Annotated in this window: 22 protein-coding genes and 1 pseudogene; 15 read left to right on the top strand and 8 right to left on the bottom strand. The window is 70.9% G+C overall.

Annotated elements, in window-relative coordinates; translation table 11 throughout:
* Positions 1-2: 2 nt before the first annotated feature.
* A complete protein-coding gene (locus ACTWQA_RS15300) occupies positions 3-1,448 on the bottom strand; it encodes an MFS transporter (RefSeq protein WP_443159893.1) in 1,446 nt (481 codons plus the stop codon).
* A gap of 99 nt (positions 1,449-1,547) precedes the next feature.
* Between ACTWQA_RS15300 and ACTWQA_RS15295 the strand changes: the two genes are divergently transcribed.
* The 5 genes from ACTWQA_RS15295 to ACTWQA_RS15275 all read left to right on the top strand — a co-directional run bounded on the left by ACTWQA_RS15295 (position 1,548) and on the right by ACTWQA_RS15275 (position 6,382).
* The gene (locus ACTWQA_RS15295; protein WP_443159892.1) at positions 1,548-2,279 is read left to right on the top strand and encodes a TetR/AcrR family transcriptional regulator; all 732 of its coding nucleotides are present in this window, start codon (positions 1,548-1,550) and stop codon (positions 2,277-2,279) included.
* 94 nt (positions 2,280-2,373) lie between these two features.
* Positions 2,374-3,777 carry an MFS transporter gene (locus ACTWQA_RS15290; RefSeq protein WP_443159891.1) on the top strand — a complete coding sequence of 468 codons (1,404 nt, stop codon included), beginning with the start codon at positions 2,374-2,376 and terminating at the stop codon, positions 3,775-3,777.
* Between the two features lie 11 nt (positions 3,778-3,788).
* Positions 3,789-4,805: an enolase C-terminal domain-like protein gene (locus tag ACTWQA_RS15285; RefSeq protein WP_443159890.1), complete on the top strand. Its 1,017-nt coding sequence runs from the start codon at positions 3,789-3,791 to the stop codon at positions 4,803-4,805.
* A gap of 26 nt (positions 4,806-4,831) precedes the next feature.
* On the top strand, positions 4,832-5,650 hold the full coding sequence (locus ACTWQA_RS15280) for a class I SAM-dependent methyltransferase (protein WP_443159889.1): 819 nt from the start codon (positions 4,832-4,834) through the stop codon (positions 5,648-5,650).
* Positions 5,651-5,692: 42 nt separating this feature from the next.
* Positions 5,693-6,382, top strand: a complete 690-nt coding sequence (locus ACTWQA_RS15275) for an IMP cyclohydrolase (RefSeq protein WP_443159888.1) — start codon at positions 5,693-5,695, stop codon at positions 6,380-6,382.
* 40 nt (positions 6,383-6,422) lie between these two features.
* Here the strand turns inward: ACTWQA_RS15275 and ACTWQA_RS15270 are convergent, their stop codons facing one another.
* Together ACTWQA_RS15270 and ACTWQA_RS15265 are read right to left on the bottom strand one after the other, a co-directional pair.
* Positions 6,423-6,704, bottom strand: a complete 282-nt coding sequence (locus ACTWQA_RS15270; RefSeq protein WP_443159887.1) for a hypothetical protein — start codon at positions 6,702-6,704, stop codon at positions 6,423-6,425.
* Positions 6,705-6,733: 29 nt separating this feature from the next.
* The gene (locus ACTWQA_RS15265) at positions 6,734-7,252 is read right to left on the bottom strand and encodes a hypothetical protein (protein WP_443159886.1); all 519 of its coding nucleotides are present in this window, start codon (positions 7,250-7,252) and stop codon (positions 6,734-6,736) included.
* A gap of 109 nt (positions 7,253-7,361) precedes the next feature.
* Here ACTWQA_RS15265 and ACTWQA_RS15260 point away from each other — a divergent pair.
* From ACTWQA_RS15260 to ACTWQA_RS15250, 3 genes and pseudogenes are all read left to right on the top strand, one after another.
* A pseudogene (locus ACTWQA_RS15260) lies at positions 7,362-7,634 on the top strand (polymorphic toxin-type HINT domain-containing protein); the annotation flags it as partial.
* Positions 7,635-7,718: 84 nt separating this feature from the next.
* Positions 7,719-7,949, top strand: coding sequence for a hypothetical protein (locus ACTWQA_RS15255; RefSeq protein ID WP_443159885.1), 231 nt, complete (start codon positions 7,719-7,721; stop codon positions 7,947-7,949).
* Between the two features lie 62 nt (positions 7,950-8,011).
* Positions 8,012-8,341, top strand: coding sequence for a hypothetical protein (locus tag ACTWQA_RS15250; RefSeq protein ID WP_443159884.1), 330 nt, complete (start codon positions 8,012-8,014; stop codon positions 8,339-8,341).
* A gap of 366 nt (positions 8,342-8,707) precedes the next feature.
* Here the strand turns inward: ACTWQA_RS15250 and ACTWQA_RS15245 are convergent, their stop codons facing one another.
* Together ACTWQA_RS15245 and iscB are read right to left on the bottom strand one after the other, a co-directional pair.
* Positions 8,708-9,856 carry an ROK family protein gene (locus ACTWQA_RS15245; protein WP_443159883.1) on the bottom strand — a complete coding sequence of 383 codons (1,149 nt, stop codon included), beginning with the start codon at positions 9,854-9,856 and terminating at the stop codon, positions 8,708-8,710.
* A gap of 107 nt (positions 9,857-9,963) precedes the next feature.
* Positions 9,964-11,277 carry an RNA-guided endonuclease IscB gene (gene iscB, locus ACTWQA_RS15240; RefSeq protein ID WP_443159882.1) on the bottom strand — a complete coding sequence of 438 codons (1,314 nt, stop codon included), beginning with the start codon at positions 11,275-11,277 and terminating at the stop codon, positions 9,964-9,966.
* A gap of 806 nt (positions 11,278-12,083) precedes the next feature.
* On the opposite strand from iscB, the gene ACTWQA_RS15235 reads away from it, so the two are divergent.
* The 4 genes from ACTWQA_RS15235 to ACTWQA_RS15220 are packed head-to-tail and all read left to right on the top strand — an operon-like array spanning position 12,084 to position 15,388.
* Entirely contained in the window at positions 12,084-12,989 is a 906-nt protein-coding gene (locus ACTWQA_RS15235; protein WP_443159881.1) for a glutamate ABC transporter substrate-binding protein, read from the top strand.
* A complete protein-coding gene (locus ACTWQA_RS15230) occupies positions 12,989-13,633 on the top strand; it encodes an amino acid ABC transporter permease (protein ID WP_443159880.1) in 645 nt (214 codons plus the stop codon). Before ACTWQA_RS15235 ends, ACTWQA_RS15230 begins: the two co-directional genes overlap by 1 nt.
* On the top strand, positions 13,630-14,448 hold the full coding sequence (locus ACTWQA_RS15225) for an amino acid ABC transporter permease (protein WP_443159879.1): 819 nt from the start codon (positions 13,630-13,632) through the stop codon (positions 14,446-14,448). Before ACTWQA_RS15230 ends, ACTWQA_RS15225 begins: the two co-directional genes overlap by 4 nt.
* Positions 14,441-15,388, top strand: coding sequence for an asparaginase (locus tag ACTWQA_RS15220; protein ID WP_443159878.1), 948 nt, complete (start codon positions 14,441-14,443; stop codon positions 15,386-15,388). The genes ACTWQA_RS15225 and ACTWQA_RS15220 overlap by 8 nt, the downstream gene beginning before the upstream one ends.
* 32 nt (positions 15,389-15,420) lie before the next feature.
* Here ACTWQA_RS15220 and ACTWQA_RS15215 read toward each other — a convergent pair whose 3' ends face one another.
* Positions 15,421-16,170, bottom strand: a complete 750-nt coding sequence (locus tag ACTWQA_RS15215; protein WP_443159877.1) for a dienelactone hydrolase family protein — start codon at positions 16,168-16,170, stop codon at positions 15,421-15,423.
* A gap of 131 nt (positions 16,171-16,301) precedes the next feature.
* Between ACTWQA_RS15215 and ACTWQA_RS15210 the strand changes: the two genes are divergently transcribed.
* From ACTWQA_RS15210 to ACTWQA_RS15200, 3 genes are all read left to right on the top strand, one after another.
* On the top strand, positions 16,302-17,174 hold the full coding sequence (locus ACTWQA_RS15210; RefSeq protein ID WP_443159876.1) for a helix-turn-helix transcriptional regulator: 873 nt from the start codon (positions 16,302-16,304) through the stop codon (positions 17,172-17,174).
* A 171-nt stretch (positions 17,175-17,345) separates the two neighbouring features.
* Positions 17,346-17,981 (top strand): HAD family hydrolase, encoded by a 636-nt coding sequence (locus ACTWQA_RS15205; RefSeq protein ID WP_443159875.1) that lies wholly within the window; start codon positions 17,346-17,348, stop codon positions 17,979-17,981.
* Between the two features lie 38 nt (positions 17,982-18,019).
* Positions 18,020-18,640 carry a dihydrofolate reductase family protein gene (locus ACTWQA_RS15200; RefSeq protein ID WP_443159874.1) on the top strand — a complete coding sequence of 207 codons (621 nt, stop codon included), beginning with the start codon at positions 18,020-18,022 and terminating at the stop codon, positions 18,638-18,640.
* On the opposite strand, the gene ACTWQA_RS15195 is transcribed toward ACTWQA_RS15200, so the two are convergent.
* Positions 18,631-19,515, bottom strand: coding sequence for an NAD-dependent epimerase/dehydratase family protein (locus tag ACTWQA_RS15195; RefSeq protein ID WP_443159873.1), 885 nt, complete (start codon positions 19,513-19,515; stop codon positions 18,631-18,633). The genes ACTWQA_RS15200 and ACTWQA_RS15195 overlap by 10 nt on opposite strands.
* A 64-nt stretch (positions 19,516-19,579) precedes the next feature.
* Positions 19,580-22,252: SbcC/MukB-like Walker B domain-containing protein (locus ACTWQA_RS15190; protein ID WP_443159872.1), on the bottom strand; the 2,673-nt coding region annotated here is incomplete at its 5' end.

The following is a 22,252-nucleotide window of genomic DNA, read 5'->3' as shown; positions in this document are numbered from 1 at the left end:
GCTCAGTGGGCGGCCTGTTCCGGCCGGGCCCGGCGGGGCATCAGGAACGACAGCGCGAGCGTCAGCACCAGCAACCCGACCTCGACCCACACCGTGACCTGCATCGACGCCCCGAAGCTCCACTCGGCGGCGAGCAGGTTGAAGAACAGCGTCCCCAGCACGGCGGCGCCGAGCGCCGCGCCCAGCTGCTGGATCGCGGTCAGCGTGCCGGACGCGGAGCCGGACTCGTGCGGCTCGACGCCGGCGAGCACGATGTCGAAGAACGGCGCCATGGTCAGGCCCATCCCGATGCCGACGAGGCCGAGACCGGGGGCCAGCTGCCAGCTGGTGACCTCGACGCCGGCCAGGTGGATGGTCAGGGCGAGCACGGCCGCGCCGGCCGCCATGACGACGGTGCCGATCTGCAGCAGGCCCCGGCCGAGCTTCTCCTGCAGGCCGGACATCGCCAGGCCGAAGCCGAGCACGCCGCCCACCGCCTGCGGCAGTCCGGCCAGACCGGCCTGCAGCGGCGTGAAGCCGAGCCCCATCTGGGTGTAGAGGCTGAAGACCAGGCCGAAGCCCATCATCCCGGCGAAGAACGCCAGGCCGGCCACCAGGCCGCCGGTGAAGGCACGCTTGCGGAACAGTCCGGGCGTGACCAGCGGGTCCTTGCCCGCCTTGGCGCGGCGCGACTCGTAGCGGCCGAACACCGCGAACAACACGATCGAGGCGGCCATCGACGCGAACGTCCACGCGGGCCAGCCCAGCTCACGGCCTTGGATGAGCGGGTAGATCAGCAGGAACGCGGCCGCCGACACCAGGGCCACGCCGCCGAGGTCGAGCCTGGTGGCGTTCGAGAGGCGGAACTCGGGCAGGAACCGGATCGCGGCCAGCGCGGTGGCCAGCCCGATCGGCAGGTTGATCAGGAAGATCATGCGCCAGCCGGTGCCGAAGAAGTCGGCGTCGACCAGCCAGCCGGCCAGGATGGGGCCCCCGACCGACGAGATGGCCATGACCGGACCGAACATGCCGAACGCCTTGCCCAGCTCGCGCGGCGGGAACATCTCCTTGATCAGGCCCAGGCCCTGCGGGATCATCACGGCCCCGAACAAGCCCTGCAATACCCGGCTGCCGACCAGCATCGCCGGGCTGACCGCGACCCCGCACAGCATCGAGGCGGCGGTGAAGCCGAAGGCGCCGATCAGGAACATGCGCTTCCTGCCGTACAGGTCGCCGAGCCGGCCACCGGTGATCAGGCCGACGGCCATGGCCAGCGTGTAGCCGGCGCCCAGCCACTGCACGAGGCTGGCAGAGCCACCGAGCTCCTTCTGGATGGTGGGGGCGGCGATCGTGGTCACGAGCGCGTCGAGTAAGTCCATGACCTCGGCGGCCAGGACCACGAAGAGCGCGACCCAGCGCCAGCGATAGGGCTGGACCTCGGTCGTCGCCATGGAGGCGGTGGTCGTCATGAGGACTCCTTCGTCATAACGGTGTTCTATGGACGAACGCTGTTCGTTACGAACACTGTTTTAGTGACGAACAGCGTTCGTGTCAAGTACGATGTTCGTATGGATCGCGAGAGGACAGAAAGCGTGCCGGCGCCGCCCTGGCGTAAGTCGCGCACGCCGGCGCCGGCCAAGCGGCAGCTGAGCCAGGACCTGATCGTCGAGACCGGACTCCGGATCCTGGACGCCGAAGGGCTCGACGCACTCAGCATGAGACGCGTCGCCCAGGAGCTCGACACGGGCCCCGCCTCGCTCTACGCGCACGTCGCCAACAAGGACGAGCTGCTGGAGCTCGTCTACGACCGGGTGCTCGGCGAGATCCGGCTGCCCGAACGCGATCCGGCGCGGTGGAAGGAGCAACTCCGCGCCTACGCCATGGAGGTGCACGGCGTGCTCGCCTCCCACGCCGACGTGGCCAGGGTCGCGCTGGCCAACATCCCCACGGGCGAAAACTCGGTCCGCATCGGCGAGTTCGTCTTCGGGCTGCTGATCGAGGCCGGCATGGCGCCGCGCCAGGCGTCCCTGGCGATGGACCGGCTCTCCCTCTACGTCGTCGGCGACGCCTACGAGGGCACCGTTCACTACGCGCGGATGCGATCGGCCGGGCTGACGGACCCCGGGGAATACTTCGAGCAATTCGCCGGGCAGATCGCCGCCTACTACCGGGAGCTGCCGGTGGAGCGGTTCCCGACCGTGAGCAAGTTCGTCGACGAGCTGATCGCCGGCGACGGCGAGGACCGCTTCTGTTACGGGCTGGAGCTGCTGCTGGACGGCATCGAGGCACGCATGCCGTAGACCGCGCCCGCATGCCGTAGGGCTAATGGCCCAGGACCGTCTAGGTCCCGCGCCCGATGTGCCGGCCCGTGGCCCGGCCATAGCGTTGCCCGCCATGACGACGACTGTTGAGAGATCGGAAACGGCGGGCGTGGTGTCCGCCCCGTACCGGGCCCTGAGCTTCGGGCTGGTCGCGATCGTGACGTTGCTGGCGTTCGAGGCGATGGCGGTGGCCACGGCCATGCCCGTGGTGGCCCGCGAGCTGCGCGGCATGCACCTGTACAACCTGGCCTTCAGCGCCACTCTGGCGGCCAGCGTGATCGCGACGGTGCTGGGCGGGCGGTGGAGCGACCGGCGGGGCCCGGTGGAGCCGATCACGGCCGGCGTGGCGACCTTCGTGGCCGGGCTGCTGCTGGCCGGGTTCGCGCCGACCATGGAGATGTTCGTCGCCGGCCGGTTCGTGCAGGGGCTCGGGGCCGGGGCGACCCAGGTCGCGCTGTACGTGCTGGTCGCCCGGGTCTATCCGGGCGCGCTGCATCCCAAGGTGTTCGCCCTGTTCTCTGCCGCTTGGGTGGTGCCGTCCATGATCGGGCCCGCGATCGCCGGCTTCGTGGTCGAGAACGCCGACTGGCGCTGGATCTTCCTCGGCGTCTCACTGATCGTCGTGCTTTCGGCGCTCCTGCTCTGGCGCGGCACCGCCGGCCGTGAGTTGGGTGGCAGCCCCGCCGGCCGCGAGCTGAGTGGCGGCACCGCCGAGCCCGCCCCCGGCCTCGGTCGCAAGCTCGTCTGGGCCTCGCTGACCGCCGTCGCCGCCGCGCTCATCCAGTACGGCAGCGCGCTGAAGCTCGTCGGCCTGCCGCTCCTCGCCGCCGGCGTCATCCTGCTGGCCGTGGCCCTGCCCAAGCTTCTCCTCCCCGGCTCCCTCAGGGCCGCCCCCGGCCTGCCCACCGCACCCGTGCTGCGCGGCCTCGCGTTCGGCTCACTCACCGCCGCCCAGGTCCTCATCCCGCTCATGCTGATGAACGAACGCGGGCTCAGCGCCACGGCGGCGGGCGTCGTGCTCACCGTCGGCGCGCTCGGCTGGTCCACCGGCTCCTGGATCAAGGGCCGCGGCCGCATGAGCCACCTGACCGCCATCCGCGGCGGCGCCGCCCTGCTCACGCTCGGGCTCGCACTGGTGACTCTCGTGCTGATCGACGCGGTGCCGATCGCGCTCGCGTACGTCGCCATGCCGCTGGCCGGACTGGGCATCGGCACGCTGCACCCCACCGTCTCCGTCCTGGTGCTGGAGATGTCGGCGCAGGGCGAGGAAGGCCAGAACAGCGCGGCCGTGGGCGTGGGGGAGTCGGTGTTCACCGTGGTGGCCGTCGCGGGCAGTGGCGCCCTGTTCACCGCCACCGCTGAGAACTACGCCATCGGCCTGGCCTCCACCGTCGCGCTCGCGTTCCTGGCCTTCCTCCTGGCCCCGCGTTTGGTGCGTTCCGCGCGAGCGGGCAGTATGGAGGAAACCGCGTCATAAAAGGGGGGTACATGCCGCGAGTGCGGGAGCTTGAGGTCTTCCGGGTGGTTCTGCCATTCGGCAGGAGGTCGGAGACCCTGCTGGTGAAGCTCACCGACCACGGCGGCATGACCGGCTGGGGCGAGGCGACCTCCCCCCAGCCCAAGACCTGGTCGAGGCTCGAGGAGACGCTGGCCGCCCTGCTGATCGGGGTCGACTGGGAGCACCCCGACGCCGTGCCGAGCGGCGACTCCGCGGTGGACATGGCCTGCTGGGATCTGTGGACCAGGATGCGCGGGGTGCCGCTCGCGGAGGCGATCGGCGGCACCCGCACCTCGCTCATCGCCACCGTGCGCCTGACGCCCGACCCGTCGCCCGAGAGCCTCGTCTCCCGGGTCAACCAGCAGGTCTGCGCCGGATATGGGCACGTCACGCTGGACATCAGGCCCGGCTGGGACGTGGAGCCGGTGCGCGCGGTGCGGCAGGCGTACCCCGCGCTGACCCTCGCCGTCGACTGCGGCAACGCCTACACCGACCTCGGCCAGCTCGTCGCGCTCGACTCCTACGGCCTGGAGGTGATCGAGCGGCCCTTCGCCGCCGGCGACGCCTACGCACACGCCGCGCTTCAGGACCAGGTGGCCGCGTCGGTCGCGGTCGAGGTCGCCTCGACCGCCGAGCTGGACGACTACCTGACGCTGCGCGCCGCCCGCGTCCTGCTGCTGCGGCCGGCGGCGTTCCCCTCGCTGACCGAGGCCCGCCGGGCGCACGACCGCGCCGCGGCGGCGGGCTGGGACATCCAGTGCACGGGCGGCCAGGGCGCGGGGCTGGCCAGGGCGGCGACGGTGGCCGTCGCCAGCCTGCCGGGCTGCACCCTGCCCTGCGACGTGACGCAGCCGCCCCGCCAGAACCAGATCGTCACCCCGATCGTGGGCGCCAACGCCGGCGTCGTCGCCGTCCCGTTGACCCAGTCAGGGGCGGCCACGACATCGACGAGATGCGGCTGCGGCGGATGGTCAAGGAGTCGTTTCGCGCGTAAGGTTCCTACCTGATCATTTCGCGCGTGGGAGGCTAGGCCGTGCGATTGACTCGGTGGCGCGTGTTACGGCTCCGGCTGGTTCTCGAACCGTCCGGCCTGCTCCCCCAGCCCGTGAAGCTGGTCGGCCTGCTGGGCGATCGGATCAATCTGGTAGAACTGGCAGCGAAAGCGGAGCGTGGCGAACCATACGGGATCCTGCTGGGGGCATGGATGACGGGCAGAGATCCTGACGAGGACGCCATCAGGCTGGCCGCCGAGTCGCTGGCTTCCGGAGATCCGGTGGGCTGGTTCGAGCGGCTTTACGCCGAATCGGCGAACGGGGACGCGATCGTGCCGTGGGACTCGCGGTCGCCGCACTTCCTGCTGTCCGAGTGGGGCGTCCCCGGGACGGGGCGGGCGCTGGTCGTGGGGGCCGGGCTGGGAGACGACGCCGAATACGTGGCGGGGCTCGGCTACGAGACGGTGGCGTTCGACGTGAGCGAGTCGGCCGTACGGCTGGCGCAGGAACGCTTTCCGGAGAGCGCGGTGCGCTATGAGGCCGCGGACCTGCTGGACCCGCCCGCGGAGTGGCGGCAGGCCTTCGACCTGGTCGTTGAGATCATGACCGTGCAGGCGCTGCCCGAGCAACTGCACGCCGCGGCCATCGCGCGGATCGCCGAGTTCGTCCGGCCCGGAGGCACGTTGCTGGTGATCGCCTCCGGCCGGGAGGAAGACGGGCCGGTGTTCGCGCCGCCGTGGCCGCTGACCCCGTCCGAGATCGCGGCGTTCGCGACGGACGGGCTGGAGAAGGGGACGATCGAGGACCTGCGCGACGGGGAACGGCACCGCTGGCGCGCCACCTTTCACCGCCCCGCATGACGACATATGTCAGAGTGGAACGCCCTGCCGATGAGGATGTCCATGCCGTCGCTACGTAACCTTTTCCAGGCCAACCGCTATCCGGGCCGGAGTGTGGTGTGGGCGAGAACGCTCGACGGCGCGATGTGCGGCGGCTACCTGCTGACCGGCCGCAGCCAGGCATCGCGGGAACGGGCCCTGCGTGTGAGCGATCAGGAGCTCATCGTCGGCCCGACCGGTCCAGCCGCGAATGATCCGCTGCGCCACTACGTCGCCGCCATGCAACGTGACGGCTGGCTCGTGTTCGGCAACGGCGAGCAGGTGGCCACCGTTGCCGACCGCCTGCTGGAGGGGCAGCCGGCAGCCGTCGCGCTGGACGGCCTGGACTACGAGCCCGACCCGCCGATCTTCACGCCGCGGATCACCGTGATCGTGGATGTGAGCTCTCCGGCGGACGCGTGGTTCGGGGCGGCCCGCCGCAGCCTCGGCGACAGAACATCGACCAACGTGCTCACCCTCTCCGTCCGGGACCTGGCCCCCGGTGAGGCCGTGCTGATGACCACGTACGTCTCCGACGGTCACCGCATCGTCACAGGAGAGCCTTTCCTCGAAGGCCGGACCACGGCTGCGAACCAGGGCGAGCTGCTGGACGAGCTATGGGAGGCACTTGATCCGCACTATCGGGTGGCGGCGGCGACCTTCACACCCCACCGCCTCGCCGAAGCCACCCTGCGCCACGCAAGCCAACGATGAGACGGGCGCGAACCGCTGGGTTGGCCAGGAGCGGGGCACCTCAGCCGGTGAGGACAGGGGCCTCCTCCTGGCCGAAAGTGATCACGATGTACCTGCCGTTGGCGTAGCTGACCACCGGCCGCCCGAGCATGTCACCCACCCTGCGGGCGACACCCTGGAACATCTCCACCATCTCCGGCGTGTCGGCGGACACCCTGAACCGTCCATTGGCGAGGAGTTGTTCGGCGACCAAGGGGGAGAAGTTCGCCTCGGCCCGGACCTTCTCCGCAGCGCTGAGAGGGGTGCGCCGGGGCGCGGGCGGCGTGCCGAAAGTGTGGGACATGGATGATCTCCCTCCTGATCGACGTCGTTCTAGGATGCCACCCGCTCCGCCCGCTTGGACCGCCATCCAGCAAGTAGTGAAAGGGCCCGGGAGAGGGGCAGCGTGGCCGCGACCGCGACGTGCCACCAAAACAGGCCGTCCAGTACGACCTTCGGCCAGTCGACCGTTTTCTCCAGCCGCCAGGGATTCGCCCGCAGTGCCTCGATCTGCTCCATGGTCTCCGCAGAGCCGCCGATGTCCAACCAGCCCCACGGATAGCCCATTCCGCGGTGGTAGCCGAACATGCAGCACACGGTTTCGCGTACCACTAGCAAGCTCAGGAACAAACCGGCCGCGCCCAGGGCTGCCGTGACCGCCCAGGCCACCCAGCAGGCCCGGCGGCCGGTGAAGCCGAGCCACGCGAGCACCACACCTCCCGTGCACATCGACGCGCTGAACGCCAGGTAGTGGCTTTGGCCGCCAGAGGCGGACAGCGCGAGGGCGCCGAGGAACATGCTTGCCGTGCCGAGAAATCCCACTCCGTAGTCGTGCCGATTTGGTGAGGGCATGCCGCCGAGCCTTGCATGAGTTGCGGGTGTGACGCATATCACATTGCACCTTTTGTCTGGTAATTGCCGTTTCCACAAGTGGGTTGACCTGCCGTGAACTTCCGAGCGAATCGCGAAAGCGACATTCCACAACATCCGTCAGATCACCGCCGGTGGCGGGGTCATCATCGCGACTGCCGAGCATCCGTTCTGGGTCCCCGACCTCCGCGATTGGGTCGACGCAAGCGACCTCAGGCCTGGTGCGTGGTTACGCACGAGCAATGGCATCTACATCCAAGTAACTGCTGTTTCCCGCTGGACGACCGGCAACCAGCGTGTCCACAACCTGACCATCGAGGGCCTCAGCACGTACTACGTCGCGGCCGGGGCTCAGGAAGTCCTTGTCCACAACGCCCCCCGTGAGCCGAAGGGAGGCGGTGGACCCCACATCATCGGTCGTGAGGCCCAAGAGCGGGCTGAGCAGATCTTGGGCAGATTCGTTCCGATCTCCCAGGTAGAGACCCAGAAGGAGATCTGGACTCCGTACGGACCTCGGATCGCCGACATCGCCGTCTCCGACGGCAAGGGTGGCTACGACCTGATCGAGGTCAAGGGCAACGGGTCCAACTACGCTGCGCTGCAACGCAAGAAGGACGCGTGGATCGCCAAACACCATGGGTGGCGGACGCAAGTCTGGCGCTTCACCGTCGACTGCTGAAACGACAGACCGACGGGCTGGGCCCGAGTACTCGGGCCCAGCCCGCTCATGGGAGCTGACTGATGAGCTATGACCTCGCCTTTTGGAAGGCCTCGACCGAGGCTCCCAAGGAGTCCTACGACCTGGCCTGCGAAGGCGGCTACGACCACCTCACCGTCGCGCCCGCTGTCATGCTGTTCCGAACTCGAGTGACGCAGGAGTGGCCGGACCTCGTCGGCGCGTTGGAGCCGTCGGAAGACGACCCCGACAACACGCCGGATGACTTCTCGCGGTGCCTATTGCTGACGCTCCCGTGGACCATGGTGGACAGGATTCCGGCTATCGTGCAGCTGGCTCAGGAATTTGAGCTCGCTGGATACGATCCGCAGACCGAAACGGCCTTGCCTGCCTGAGACCCCTCCTGGGGCCATGGGTGGTCGCCTCGCCCTCCACCTCCTGAACCGTCGCACCTTCAGGTTACGGTGTAGGGCATTTACTGTGCCATGGGATGGCCGTATCTCTCGCCTGCGGACAAGCCCTGGTTCTGGAGGGATCGGGTGTCGGAGATGAAATCGGTCAGTGCAGTCTGCCCAGCAGCCGCCCACCGAACGGGCGCCTGAAGCAGCAGGAGTATGCGATCTCCGGCACGGTCGCGTCCAGGGATGCCAGGACGCGACCCTGAGGACCTCGCCTTTCGGCGGTGAGGGGGGCGGAGCCCCCCGGGAGGCGCTGTCCGGAGCCCACTCGCGCGTAACGCCCCCTTGCGGAGGGCAATGCAGTTACGCCTGGGCCTCGGTGAGAGCGGCTTCGAGGAGGAGGGCGCCGGCACCCAGCAACGCGGCGTCGCGGCCGGCTCTCGCTGGGGCGATCTCCAGGTCTCTGGTGGCCAGGGGGAGGCAGCGTTCCCAGACTGCCGCGCGGATCGAAGTGATCAGGGGTTCGGCTGCCGACAGGCTGCCGCCCACTGCCACCACGTCCGGGTTGAAGAAGTTCACCAGGACCGTCAGCACCTCGCCTATGCGGCGGCCGGCGTTGCGGACCATGCTCGTCGCCTCAGGGACGGCGTCGTGCACCAGACCTACGATGTCGGCCGGGCGGGTCACCTCGATGCCGGCCTCCGACAGTGCCGTCATCAGGGCAGCGCCGCTCGCGTACGCCTCCAGGCAGTCCGGGTGGCCGCAGGCGCAGATGACGGAGGCGTCGGAGCGGACCCGGACGTGGCTGATGTCGCCGGCCGCGCCGCGGCCGCGATGCAGGCGGCCGTTGACGATCACGCCGCAACCTATGCCGGTACCTGCCTTGACGACCATGAGGTTCTCGTGGTCCGGCCACCAGCGGGCCTCGCCGGCCGCCATCAGGTTCGCGTCGTTCTCGACGAGGGTGGGCAGGTCGTAGCGGGTGGCGAGGTGGTCGGCGACGGGGAAGTCGTTCCAGCCGGGCATGCGGGAAGGGGTGACGACGCGGCGGGTGGCCGGGTCCACCGGGCCGGGGATGCCGGTGCCGACCCCGCGGAGTGGCACTCCGGCCGGTACGTGCGCCGCCACCAGCTCGTCGAAGGCGTCGGCGATGCGGTCGAGCGTGGCCCGCGGGCCGTTGGCGATCTCACACGGCCGTTCCTCCACCACCACAGGGGTGCCGCTCAGGTCGAGCAGGCCGAGACGTACGTGGTGGGCGCCCAGGTCGGCGACGGCCAGCACGCCGGCCCTGGGGGACAGGCGGAGCAGGCGCGGGCGGCGACCGCCACGGGAGGCGCCGGAGCCCTCCTCGGCCAGCAGGCCCGCGTCGATGAGCTCCTCCACGCGCAGCGACACGCTGGACGCGGCCAGGCCGGATAAGCGGGCCAGGCCGGCCCGGGACTCCGCCTTGCCGGTGGCGACGAGTCGCAGCAGGTCGCCCTGTGCCCCCTGCACGGGCAGCCTTTGATTCATCAGAAATCTCCGTGGATATTCCGGCCTTCAGGCCGTAGAGGAAACAGACTCATGCGGAGCAGGGAGGGGACGGCGATTCGACGCCAGGCGACTCGCCGTCGAACCAGTCACGGTGGCGCATCGCCTTCGCTTTCTGCTTGGTGGTGGTAGGCGTAACCGTCGCCGCGTTGCAGCAGGCGGACGTGCCGATGGCCGATGCCCTGGACGGTGCCGCGAGCGGTGGTGATGTTGAAGCTGCCGGTGGAGCGGACGGCGACCCGGCCGGTGTGAACCCCGGCATTTTTGCCGGAGGGCACGCTGGCGGATACCAGGTCACCGGTGGCGAACCCGTGGATCTGTTTGACTCTGGGCAGCCGTAGCCGGGGGAACCCGTACCGGTCGGTGCGGGTGCGGGCGTAGCGGCCGCGACCGGCGCAGGCGGCCACCAGCACGACGGCCGGGCAGCTGGTCACGGCGTCGAGCTCGCCGACGTGCAGGGCGTCCAGAGTGTGCGACTTGGCGGCGCCGGTCCGCGACCGGTTCCACTTAGTCCGCCCGCCGGAGGCGGCGTGCACGACCAAGCCGGTTGCGGTCAGAGCTTGCCACAGCGCCTGCCGGGTCGCGTTGAGGGCCGCCGCGTCCCTGAGCGGCACCTTGGCCTGGGCCAGCACACGCGCCAAGACCTTCGGGCGTGTGGCCAGGAACTCCTGGACCGGGCGCGCGTTCTTGGCCTGGTTGCAGCCGATGCAGGCCACAGTCAGGTTCGAGATCCGGTCCGAGCCGCCGCGGGAGCGGGGATGAATGTGGTCGATGTTCAACGGCACGCCGCTGGTGCCGCAGTAGGCGCAGGCGCGGCCCCACTTCTCCAGCAGGTACTCGCGCACCTCATATCCGCACAAGGTGCCCTGCTGGTACTCCACACCTTCCAGCGGGCGGCCCGCGGACATGGCATGGGTGTCGAACGCCACCCGCTCCACATGCAGGGCCCGCACCGGTGCCCACCGGGCCAGCCGGTCCACCCAGCTCATGGTGGTGTCCACACGGTGCCGCAGCGAGGGGGCCAGCCATCCCTGCGGCCGGGCTCGGTTGAGGAAACGCGGCGCCCGGTAGCGCAGGTTCGCGCCCCGGCGGCGCCGCCGCAATTCCGCTCGCGCCGCCAGCCGGTCTCGGATGCGCCCGCCCCGGTGGTCGAGCTGCACCGCGAACAGCCCGGTCCGGGTGCCGTCGCCGTCGTGGAAGACGGACAAGCCGGTGTGCTTGCTGCCGGGGTCGACGCCGACCTCGACGCCGGGCACCGTGCAGGTGTCGGCGTCCCGGTCTTTCAGCCGGATGACCAGGGGAGTGTGCCGGTGGATCACCGCCCGGCCTGAGGCCAGCAGCTTGCGCGCCATCGCCGGGCTGGTGGGTTGAAGCGGTGCGCCGTGCTTGTCCAGCACGAACACGCGCGGTTGGTGTGACTGGTGTGCGGCGGGAATGCCGCGGCCTCCCTCAGCGTCACCTGACGCCTCGGGGTGACGCCCGCCGCGCGGTGCGGTGCGGCGGGTCTCCCCTCGCCCATGTCCCACGCCGGGTGCGCGGCCTGCCGCGCGCCTGTCCCCCGTTTCGTCCCTGCTCCCGGGGTTGTCTGCTGAGACAGGTTCCAGAGCGTGCCGCTGAGGAAGCACGGCACGGTGGGTCTTCTGTCCTGCGTGAAACGTAGCCATCAAGGATGCACCTCCTTGTCGGTGATGGCTCGGGCTGGTCAAACAACGCCCACCCGCCGACGACGCACAGCCGTCCACGGCGGACAAGCCCCGGCCTTCGGCCGGGGGAGCGTTTGACGAGATACCTACCATGCAGGACTTCCGCCGACAACGTATTGACTTGCTGCGAAATATCCCACTACGGTCCGGACTATCTTCGAAATCGAAGGAAGCGGCCGTTCGTCAACTACCACCGGCGAAAGCTGGTGGCTTGCTCTCACGGTCCCGTCTGGCTGAGGGGAGGCCGGTAGCGTGCGGCTGGTTGACAGCACCCCAGCCCGCGGCGCGTGCGGTGGGATAGAGCCGGAGCTGTACCACCGACGGCAGACCTTTCCGCTTGGCGGCGGAGCGGCGGATCGCCATCGCGCACCTCCTGTCATCAGAGCCTCACCCGCCGCATATATTACCCTCTGTTACCGATGTTTTCCATACTGTTTTCGAAAGGAGGGGTGGCGCTTACTCCCGGCCCTGAAGCTGAAGGACCGGGTCTCCGCGCTACAGCCCAGATGAAGAGGTTTGTCGCTGCCGCCGCAGTCTCCCTGTTAGCCCTGTCGGCCTGCGGTGAGTCGAGCAGCCCTGCTGTCCCCGGGGCCACGTCCCCCCAGAGCGACGTCCTGGCCAAGGCGCCCGTCGCGACGGCGGCCGAGATCCTGCCCGGCTCCACCATGGAGAAGATCAAGCAGCGCGGCGAGCTCCTCGTGGGCGGCTCGCTGGACGCGCCCCTGTTGTCCCAGCAGAACCCGGCCACCGGCGAGGTCGAGGGCTTCGACGCCCAGATGGGCAAGGCCCTGGCGAAGTACATCCTGGGCGAGCCCAAGGTGAAGATCGTCAACTCGGCGTCGGAGACCAGGGAGGCGCTGCTCGCCAACGGCACCGTCGACGTGGTGTTCCAGACGTACACGATCACGGAGGAACGGGCGAAGCAGGTGGCGTTCGCGGGCCCGTACTACACCTCCGGTCTGACGATCGCGGTGAAGAAGGGCACGACGGGCATCACCAAGCCGGAGGACCTGAACGGCAAGAAGGTCCTCGCGGGCGCGAACACCCCGGCCATCCCGGCGATCAAGAAGCTGGCGCCGCAGGCCGAGATCATCACGTTCGGCAGCGACCCCGAGTGCATCCAGGCGCTCAAGCAGGACCGGGGCGTGGCGTACGTGCAGGACGAGACGATCCTCATCGCAGACGCCAAGAAGGACCCGTCGATCGAGATCGTGACGAAGCCGTTCACCACCGATCCGTACGGCATCGGGCTCAAGCACGGCGACGACCAGGCGAAGAAGTTCGTCAACGACTGGCTCAAGAAGATGCAGGACGCGGGCGTCTGGCAGGAGATCTGGAAGACGTCCATCGGCACCGTCGTGACCGGCGACGCGCCGGCGCCGCCGCAGATCGGCTCCGTGCCGGGGTCCTGATGGGAGTCCTTCTCGAGCACCTGCCCGAGTTGTGGCAGGGGCTGATCGTGACGCTTCAGCTCACCGCCGCGTCCTTCGCGGGCGCGGCGGTGCTGGGCGTGCTGGTCTGCGCGCTGCGCGTCAGCCCGGTACAGGTGCTGCGCGCCCTGGGCACGGCCTACGTCGAGACGCTGCAGAACCTGCCGCTGCTGGTGCTGCTCGTCCTGGCGTTCTTCGGCCTGCCGGAAATCGGGATCAAGGCCGAGCCGCTGGTGACGGCCATCGTGGTGATCGCCGTGTACGAGGCCGCCTACATCGGCGAGGCGCTGCGCTCGGGCGTGAACTCGGTGTCGAAGGGGCAGGGCGAGGCGGCCCGGGCGATCGGGCTGACGTTCGGCCAGTCGCTGCGGCACGTCGTCCTGCCGCAGGCGCTGCGCACGGTGGTGCAGCCGATCGGCAACATCTTCATCGCCACCACCATGAACACGGCGCTGGCCGGCGCCGTCAGCGTCGTCGACCTGACGGCGAGCGCCCAGCGGGTGAACCTGGTCGAAGCGCAGCCCATCCCGATCTTCGTGGGTGCGGGGGTCGCGTACGGGCTGATCGCCGCCGCGGCCGGGTTCGTCACCGGCAGGCTGGAGCGCCGGCTGGTGATCCTGCGATGAGCACCGTCCTGTTCGACGAGCCGGGGCCCAAGGCACGCCGGCGCATCCGGGTCGCCACCATGCTCGGCACACTGGCCGCCGTGGCGCTGGTCGCGCTGGCGGTGCGGCAGTTCGCGGCGAACGGGCAGCTCGACGCCGCCCGCTGGCAGCCGTACGCGACGTGGCCCATGTGGCGGTATCTGCTGGACGGGCTGTGGTCGACGTTCCTGGCGGCCGTCGTGTCGGCGGCGCTGTCGATGGCGCTCGGGCTGGCCCTGGCGCTGGGGCGCGTGTCGCCGCGGGCGTGGGTGCGCGGCCCGGCCGCCGCCTACGTCGAGGTGGTCCGGACGATCCCGGCGTTGCTGCTGGTGTACGTGGTGCTGTTCGCGCTGCCGCGGTATGGGCTCGACCTGCCGCTGTTCTGGAAGCTGGTCGTGCCGCTGACGGTGTCCAACGCGGCCGCGTACGCGGAGATCTTCCGTGCTGGGATCAACTCGATCGAGCGCGGCCAGACCGAGGCCGGTCTGGCCGTCGGCCTCACGCGCCTGCAGACGATGCGGCTGATCGTGTTGCCGCAGGCCGCCCACCGGGTGCTGCCGTCGCTCGTCAGCCAGTCCGTCGGGCTGCTCAAGGACACCTCGCTCGGCTTCGTCGTCAGCTACGGCGAGCTGCTCTACAGCGGCAAGGTCCTGGCCGCCTACAACGGCCTGCTCATTCAGACGTACCTGGTCGTCGCGCTGATCTACCTGGTGGTCAACGCGTCGCTGTCCAAGCTGGCCCGCACGCTCGAGGCCCGCCAGCCCGTCCCGCTGAAAAGGAGAATCGCCCGTGCCTGAGGTCGCCGTCCTGGCCGAGGTGATCCGCTCGGGATTCGTGGAGAGCGTCCACTACGGCAGCGCCGTAGGCCTCGACCCGTCGGGGCGGGCCGCGGTGACGCTGGGCCTGGTGGACGCGCCGGTGTTGCCGCGCTCGTCGGCCAAGCCGTTCCAGGCGCTGGCGTGCCTGACGGCGGGTGCAGCGCTGGCGGGGCCGCGGCTGGCGATCGCCGCCGGCAGCCATACGGGTGAGGATGTCCACGTACGACTGGTACGGGAGTTGCTCGCGGACTACGGCCTGGACACCGGAGCCTTGCGCTGCCCGGAGTCCTGGCCGGAGGACCAGCCCACGATGCACGCGCTGATCAGGCAGGGCGCCGGCGTCTCGCGCGAGCGGATGAACTGCTCGGGCAAGCACGCCGCCATGCTGGCCGCCTGCGTCGCGAACGATTGGGATGTGCCCGGCTACCTGTCTCCCGGCCACCCCCTGCACCTGCGCGTGCGATCGGTCACCGAGGAGCTGGCGGGGGAGAAGGCCGCGCACGTGGCAGTGGACGGGTGCGGGGCCCCGCTGTTCGGGCTGTCGCTGACCGGGCTGGCACGCGCGGCGCAGGCGCTGGTGCTAGCCGCGCCGGGCAGCGGGCCGCGGCAGGTCGCGGACGCGATGCGCGCCCACCCCGAGTACGTCGGCGGCACCGGCCATCAGAACACCGAGCTGATGCGCGCCCTGCCCGGCGCCTTGGCCAAGGGCGGCGCGGAAGGCGTGCTGATGGTGGCGCTGGCGTCGGGGCACGCGGCAGCGGTGAAGGTCATCGACGGCAGCCCGCGCGCCACCACGGCCATCGCGCTCGGCGTGCTGCGGCTGATGGGCTGCGACGTCACGTCCGCCGCCGCGTTCGAGCATGTGGACGTGCTGGGCGGCGGCGTCCCCGTGGGCCGGATCGCCGTCATGCCGGCTTAGCGCACCGGTCGCACGACTTCGCAGGCGCTCGTTCACGCGCCCGCCTTCCCGCTGTGACGAGCCGTGAACGCGAGGATACGGTGCCAGGCGTCGGTGCACGCCTCCTGCCACTGGTCATAGGAGTCGTCGAAGAACGAGTGCGGTGCGCCGTCGTACACGTGCGCCTCGTAGGTCTTGCCGGCCTGGTCGAAGGCGGCGGTCAGCGTGGCGTACTGCTCCGGGGTGGTGGCCACGTCGTCCCCGGCGAGCAGCATGAGAAGCGGCGCGGACGGTTGGGCCGTACGGTCGCCGAGGAATCGGGGCGGCCCGTAGAAGCCGACGGCGCCGGCCAGGCCGAGCCCGGAGGCGGCGAGCCGCCAGGAGTAGCCGCCGCCGAGGCAGAAGCCGACGCTGAACAGCGGGCCGGGATGCCAGGCGCGGATCGCGTCGGCGGCAGCGGCGGCGTCGGTCTCGACGTGGTGCGGTTCGAGCAGGGCCAGGTGAGCGAACCCGTCGAACGCGTCGTCCCGGGAGCCGGTGCTGGCGCTGCGCCCGTAGTAGTCCATCACCAGCGTGTGGAAACCTGCTTCGGCGAACCGGTGGGCCAGGCTCGCGTAGAACGGGTGGAAACCGCGCACGTCGGGCAGTAGCAGCACATTGCTGCCGTTGGGCACGGCGGGGGCCGCCCGGTAGGCCAGGAAACGGTTGCCGTCGGCGGCGCCGATCTCCAATGCCCCGTGCGCGGCCACCCCTCCGGTGACGACGGGGGCGGCGGGCGGCCTGCTGTCGATGTCGTGGCACATGGTGGTCTTCTCCTTCAGGTCTGTGGTGAGGGGAAGCGTGCCGGGCCCGATGCGGGCGGTCCCAGGCCCTGGAGATGCGGGTACTGGCAGGGCCACCATCCGCAACCGGCGAAGCCGACATACTGGACCTCATGGGAGATCGACCCGAGCTGGCACGCTTCCTTCGGTCCCGCAGGGGGCGGATCAGCCCCGAGAGCGCAGGGATCATCGGCGGAGGCCGCCGCCGGGTGGCGGGACTACGCCGAGAGGAGGTCGCCCAGCTCGCTGGAATCAGCGTGGAGTACTACCAGCGACTGGAGCAGGGACGTGCCGCCCATCCGTCTCCCGAGGTGCTCGACGCCATCGCCGCCGCACTCCGCCTCGACGACGTGGAACGCGAGCACCTGCGCACGCTGGCCCTCGCCGTACGGGAACACCGGCGCAGGGCGGCCCGGACCCGCCCGCCGGCCGAGGCCGCCCGGCCGGAGCTGGTGCGGATGCTGGACCTGGTCCATACGCCTGCCATGATCATCAATGATCGGTTCGACGTCCTCGTGGCCAACGGCGTGGCCGCCCGCCTGTTCACGCTCGAAGCCACCTTGTCGGCGCAGCGGCCGAATCTGGCCAGACGGCTGTTCCTCGCCCCCGGCAGCAGGGATTTCTACGTCGAGTGGGACGAGGTCGCCGCCGTGACCGCCGGGCAGCTGCGGGTGGCCTCAGGGCTGTACCCAACGGACGCCGAGCTGGCCGAACTGATCCGCGAGCTCCGCCACGGCAGTGAAACGTTCCGCACGCTGTGGAGCGCCCGCGACGTCAGCGTGCGGACGAATGGGGTGAAAAGCTTCCGGCACCCCGCTCTAGGAACGGTGACGTTCAGCTACGAGCACTTCATCCCGGCCGGCGACTCCCGGCAGCGGCTGGTCGTGCTCGTCCCCGTCGCCGGCAGCGCCACCGAGGCCGCGGTCCAGCTGCTCGCGACCTGGGCGCACACAGCACGACCCAGAACCACAGCGTTGGTGACATAAGAACGGCCGCGCCTGCCAGGGGCATCGGCGCGGCCGTGGGCGCCACGGTAGATGTTCACCGTGCAATGGTCACCACGATAGCGCTGCGAGGCCGGCGGGGTGGCCGGTTATCACCTTTCTCCGGGCGTCCCGATAGGTTGCGCAGAGGATCACTCATGGAAGGAACGACGGTTGGCTGTCGATTTGGTGATCTTCGACTGCGACGGGGTGCTCGTGGACAGCGAGCCCATCTCCGTACGCGTGGGCACGGCCGCGCTGCGCCGCCTCGGCTGGACGATCGACGAGGCGGAGTACGCCGAGCGGTTCGTGGGCTGCAGCAACGAGTACTGGGCCGAGCAGATCGGCGAGACGCCGGCGGGCTGGTGGGAGGAGTTGATCGACGAGTACGCCGCCGCGATCAAGGCCGAGCTGTGCGCCGTCGAGGGCATCGAGGAGGCGCTCGACCAGCTGACCGTGCCCAGCTGCGTGGCCTCCAACGGCCGGCACGCCACGATCCGCCGCAGCCTGGAGGTCACCGGGCTGACGGAGCGGTTCGCGGGGCGGGTGTTCAGCGCCGAGGACGTGACCGAGGGCAAGCCGGCGCCGGACCTGTTCCTGCACGCGGCCGCCACGATGGGGGCGACGCCGGAGCGGTGCGTGGTGGTGGAGGACAGCCCGTTCGGGGTGATGGCGGCGGTGAGTGCGGGCATGCGCTGCCTGGCCTATGCCGGCGGCCTGACCCCGGTCACCCGCCTGTCGGGCCTGGGCGCGACCGCGCTCTTCCACGACGCCACCAAGCTGCCTGACCTGATCGGCGCCCTGGACTGACCTGCCCCGATCGCGGCCCGGCGACGTACGGTGAGGTCATGGCGCAACCTCCGTATGTGGTGGTGCACGTGGGCGTGTCCGTCGACGGAGCGACCACCGGGTTCCAGCCCGACGTGGCGAGGTTCTACCAGCTGGCCCAGACGTGGAGGGAAGACCTCACCCTGGCCGGCGCCGACACCATCCTCGCTCAGGAGGAAGCCCTGGCGCAGGGCGAGCGTCCCGGCCCGGCCGAGGGCGGCCCGCTGCTGGCCGTCGTGGACGGCCGCGGCCGGGTCAGCCAGTGGGAGGCGCTCCGTGAGGCCGGCCACTGGTCGGACGTCGTCGCCCTGCACTGCGCGATTACTCCCCCGCGCCCGCCGGGGCGGCAGGTGCGCGAGCTCGTCACCGGCGCCGACCGCGTCGACCTCGCCGATGCCCTGCGGACGCTGGGCCGGGACGAGGGCGTCAGGGTGGTGCGCGTGGACAGCGGCGGCGGGCTCACCGGCGCACTGATGACCGCCGGGCTGGTGGACGAGATCAGTCTGCTCGTCCACCCGTGCCTGGCCGGCGAGCGCGCCACCCGCTTCTGGTACGGCTCCGCTCCCGCCGCCGCGCCGCTCACTCTCGCCACCGCCCAGAGCCTGCCCGACGGCCTGGTGTGGCTGCGTTATCACCGCTGACGAGCGCGCCCGTCACCGTCCAGATAGTCACGCCACGACCGCTTCGGGTTCCAGCCCAGCATGCGGTGGGCCTTCGCGCACGAGATGCCCGAAGCGTCGGGGCGGGCGAGCGGCCGCAGCTCGATCTGGTCACCGAAATACTGCCGCAGCGCCGCGGCGAAGTCGTGACCGCCCGCACTGTCCGGCGAGGCGATGTAGAAGACCTCGTGGCCGGGCAGCCGCGACTCGACGGCCAGGACGATGGCGTCGGCGAGGTCGTACACGTCGATGTAGCTCCACAGCCCCGCGCCGGCGAGGGAGGGGTCGCGGACCACCGGGCCGAGGTTGCGCTCATAGTTGCCCTCGTGCTGGACCCAGCTCGGCCGCAGCGAGATGCACCTGATGTCGGAGCGGCGGACGGCGGCGTCCATGAGCTGCTCGCCGAAATGCTTGGCCAGCGCGTACGGGTCCTGCGGCCGGGCCGGATGCTCCTCATCGACTGGCGCGTAGTCGGGCAGGAATTTCCGTTCGGGGAAGAAGTATCCCGGGACGGTCTCGCTGGAGAGGTTCACGAACCGCGGCACACCGAACCGCACGGCCGCCTCGATCATGTTGAACGTCGACATCAGGTTGTTCTGGAACACCACCTGCGGCGGGTTGTGCGTCGGGTCCGGGAGAGCGGCGGCGTGCACCACCGCCTCGGCCCCGCGGACCACCGCGAACGCCTGCCCGGCATCGGTCAGGTCGGCCTGCAGGTAGCGGGGCTCGCCCGGCTCGTCCCGCTCCCAGACCGGGCGAGTGAGGTCGACGGCGGTCACCTCGTGACCGGCCTCCATCAACGCCTTGACGGCCGCACGCCCGACCTTGCCGTGGGCTCCTGTGACGACGACGCGCATGGGTGACTCCTTCGGTGAGCGACCCAACAAGCGTAGATCTCCGCGGGGCCGGCCGGAGACGCCGCTACCCCGCTCCGATGGCGGCGAGCGTGGAGCCCGTGCGGGTCTTGGTGACCTTGAGCTGAGCGGTGATCCGGGAACGCAGCTCGGCCACGTGGCTGACAATGCCCACCGCCCGGCCCCCGTCGCGCAGCCCGTCCAGGATGTCGAGCACGCCGTCCAGCGTGTCCTCGTCCAGGGTGCCGAAGCCTTCGTCCACGAACAACGTGCCGATCTCCGCGCCGCCCGCCTCCGCCGTGACCACGTCGGCCAGGCCCAGCGCCAGAGCCAGTGAGGTGATGAAGCTCTCGCCGCCCGACAGGGTCGCCGGGTCCCGGTCGACGCCGGTCCACCCGTCCGCCACGCGCAGCCCCAGCCCGCCGCCCGACCTTCCCCGCGAGCCGGCCGTCTTGCGCAGGTCGTGCCGCAGCAGGTAGCGGCCGGCCGACATGTGGTCAAGACGCTCGTTCGCGGCGTCCACCACCTGCCGCAGCCGCTCGCCGAGCACGTAGGAGGTCAGGCTCATACTCCACTGGTTGTCGCTGGACGTGCCGCCGGCCAGCGCGGCCATGCGCTCGGCCAGCCGGTGCCGGTCGGCCGCCGGGCGCCACCGCTCGACGCACGCCGTCAACTCGCCGTGCAGCTCCTCCAGGCGGCGCGCCCTGGCCGCCGCGCGGTCGCGGGCGCTGGCCAGCCTCGTGTACGCCGCCTCCGCCGCGTCCCGCTCGGCGCCGATCGCCGCCAGATCGGGCATGGGCTCGGCCACGGCGGCGACCAGCTCGGGATCGGCCAGCGTCTTGGTGACGGCGGCATGCTCGTCGTCCAGCCGCCGCAGCTTCTCCGCTTTGTCCTCGCGCTCGGCCTGGCTCCGGTATGCGGCCTGCGCGTCCGGCACGTCCGCGAACCCCGCTGCGAGCGCCGCTTCCTGAGCCTGCCGGCGGGCTCTGTCCAGCTCGTCGGCGGCCGTCACCGCCGCCTGCGTGGCCTCCAGCGCCTCGCGCAGCAACTCGGCCTCGTCGCCGAGCCTGGACAGGCGGGCGGTGATCGTCGTGTCGTCGCCACGCGCGGCATCCAGCCTGGCACCGAGCCGCGCGGTGTCACCGCTCAGCTCCTCATGCCTGGTGCGGCACGCCGCCAGTCGCGCAGCCACCCTCCGGCCCTGCTCCTCCAGCTCCGAACGCTCCCGCCCGAGCCCGGCCGCCTGCTGCGCCAGCCGCGGCTCCCCGCGGGCGGACGACTGAAGCCTGCCCAGCTCCCGCTCGGCCGCATCGAGGACCGCCACGCCGTCCAGCTCGCCCCCGGCATCGGCCCGCACGTCACGTGCACCGGGATGCCGCCCTCCGGGCGCAGGGCCGGCGTCCGGAGGGCGGGGAACGTCGGCGACGCCGCCGCACCCGTGGACCGCTTCCGCCGCCGATGGCGTGCCCTCGGCGACCGAGCGGGTCATCGCCCCGATGTCGTCGATGGCCGTGTGGATCTCCGCGTCGAGGCCAGTGGTGACCGAGTGGGCCTCCGCGTCGAGCCCGGCGGTGAGCGAGTGGGCCTCCGCGTCGAGCCCGGTGGTGACCGTGTGGACCTCCGTCCCGATGCTGGCGGTGAGGCGGGAGCGGAGGCGGGCCCGTTCGGTTGCCAGGCGGGTGCGGTGGGCGTGCTGGGCGGCGAGTGCCTCGGCGATCTCCCTGGTCTGGTCCCTGGCGCGTTCGCGTTCGGCTTCGGCCCGGTCGAGCGCGGCGGCCAGGGCGGGTTCGCGATCGGCCACCGCCTGGAGGCGGGCCAGTTCCTCCTCGGCCTGCCGGACGGCGGCCTCGGCGGAGTCGGGGTCCAGGCCGCCCGCGGCGTCGACCGCGGCGGCGTGCCGGGACTCGAGCGAGGCGAGGGCGCGTTCAGCCGCCTCCCGCTCGGCCAGGGCGACCTCGTGCGCGTCTTCCGCCTCCCGCTCGTCGTCGGCCGACGGTGCGCTGGGAGCAGGCGACGCCGGCTGGGGGTGGTGGTCCGAGCCGCAGACCGCGCACGGGCGGCCGTCCGCGAGGTCGCGGGCCAGCTCCGCCGCCATGCCGTCCATGCGGGCCTGGCGCAGGTCGAGCCAGCGTTCGCGGAGCGTCTGGGCGTGGTCCACGAGCACCTGGTGTGCGGCGGCCGCCGCGTCCAGCTCGGCGGCCAGGGCGTCGCGGCGGTGGGTCGCCTCCAGCGCGGCCCGCGCCGCGTCGAGGTCCGCGGAGGCCGCCGGGATGGCCGCCGCCTGCGCGCGCGCCTGCGCCAGAGCCGCGCCGGCATCGGCGACGCGCTCGGGCAGCTCGGCGTCGGCGGCGGATGCCTCGGCTTCGCGCTGCGCCAGCGCGTCGAGCTCCACGGCCAGCCCGGCCAGCTCCCGCTCGACCTCGATCAGGTCCGCCGCCGCGTCGCGAACGGCCTGGACGGCCGGGATCCTGGCGGCGTCCATCCGGGTCTGGGCCAGTCTGCTCTCGGCCTGCTCAATGAGCCCGGGCAGGAGGGCGAGCCGGGCGGCCACACTCTCGTCGGCGGTGACCAGCTCGGCAAGCTCCGCCTCCACACGCAGGAGGTCTCGCCGGACGACAGAGAGCCTGGCCTCCTCGGTGAGCAGCTCGGACAGCCGTGCGATCTCCGCCTGCCGCTGCCGCTCCAACAACGCCAGCTCACTCACCGAGGGCGCCCCAAGAGCGGCCGGTGTCCCCACCAC

Source organism: Nonomuraea sp. 10N515B (assembly GCF_052245915.1).
Lineage (GTDB): Bacteria > Actinomycetota > Actinomycetes > Streptosporangiales > Streptosporangiaceae > Nonomuraea.
This window is presented reverse-complemented; position numbering and strand designations above follow the sequence as displayed.

Coding starts and splice junctions, on each gene's coding strand:
- ACTWQA_RS15195 (WP_443159873.1), bottom strand. CDS start 19,515: ATGCGCGTCGTCGTCACAGGAGCCCACGGCAAGGTCGGGCGTGCGGCC.
- ACTWQA_RS15210 (WP_443159876.1), top strand. CDS start 16,302: ATGGGAGATCGACCCGAGCTGGCACGCTTCCTTCGGTCCCGCAGGGGG.
- ACTWQA_RS15295 (WP_443159892.1), top strand. CDS start 1,548: ATGGATCGCGAGAGGACAGAAAGCGTGCCGGCGCCGCCCTGGCGTAAG.
- ACTWQA_RS15200 (WP_443159874.1), top strand. CDS start 18,020: ATGGCGCAACCTCCGTATGTGGTGGTGCACGTGGGCGTGTCCGTCGAC.
- ACTWQA_RS15300 (WP_443159893.1), bottom strand. CDS start 1,448: ATGACGACCACCGCCTCCATGGCGACGACCGAGGTCCAGCCCTATCGC.
- ACTWQA_RS15250 (WP_443159884.1), top strand. CDS start 8,012: ATGAGCTATGACCTCGCCTTTTGGAAGGCCTCGACCGAGGCTCCCAAG.
- ACTWQA_RS15245 (WP_443159883.1), bottom strand. CDS start 9,856: ATGAATCAAAGGCTGCCCGTGCAGGGGGCACAGGGCGACCTGCTGCGA.
- ACTWQA_RS15235 (WP_443159881.1), top strand. CDS start 12,084: ATGAAGAGGTTTGTCGCTGCCGCCGCAGTCTCCCTGTTAGCCCTGTCG.
- ACTWQA_RS15285 (WP_443159890.1), top strand. CDS start 3,789: ATGCCGCGAGTGCGGGAGCTTGAGGTCTTCCGGGTGGTTCTGCCATTC.
- ACTWQA_RS15265 (WP_443159886.1), bottom strand. CDS start 7,252: ATGCCCTCACCAAATCGGCACGACTACGGAGTGGGATTTCTCGGCACG.
- ACTWQA_RS15215 (WP_443159877.1), bottom strand. CDS start 16,170: ATGTGCCACGACATCGACAGCAGGCCGCCCGCCGCCCCCGTCGTCACC.
- ACTWQA_RS15275 (WP_443159888.1), top strand. CDS start 5,693: ATGCCGTCGCTACGTAACCTTTTCCAGGCCAACCGCTATCCGGGCCGG.
- ACTWQA_RS15230 (WP_443159880.1), top strand. CDS start 12,989: ATGGGAGTCCTTCTCGAGCACCTGCCCGAGTTGTGGCAGGGGCTGATC.
- ACTWQA_RS15270 (WP_443159887.1), bottom strand. CDS start 6,704: ATGTCCCACACTTTCGGCACGCCGCCCGCGCCCCGGCGCACCCCTCTC.
- ACTWQA_RS15290 (WP_443159891.1), top strand. CDS start 2,374: ATGACGACGACTGTTGAGAGATCGGAAACGGCGGGCGTGGTGTCCGCC.
- ACTWQA_RS15225 (WP_443159879.1), top strand. CDS start 13,630: ATGAGCACCGTCCTGTTCGACGAGCCGGGGCCCAAGGCACGCCGGCGC.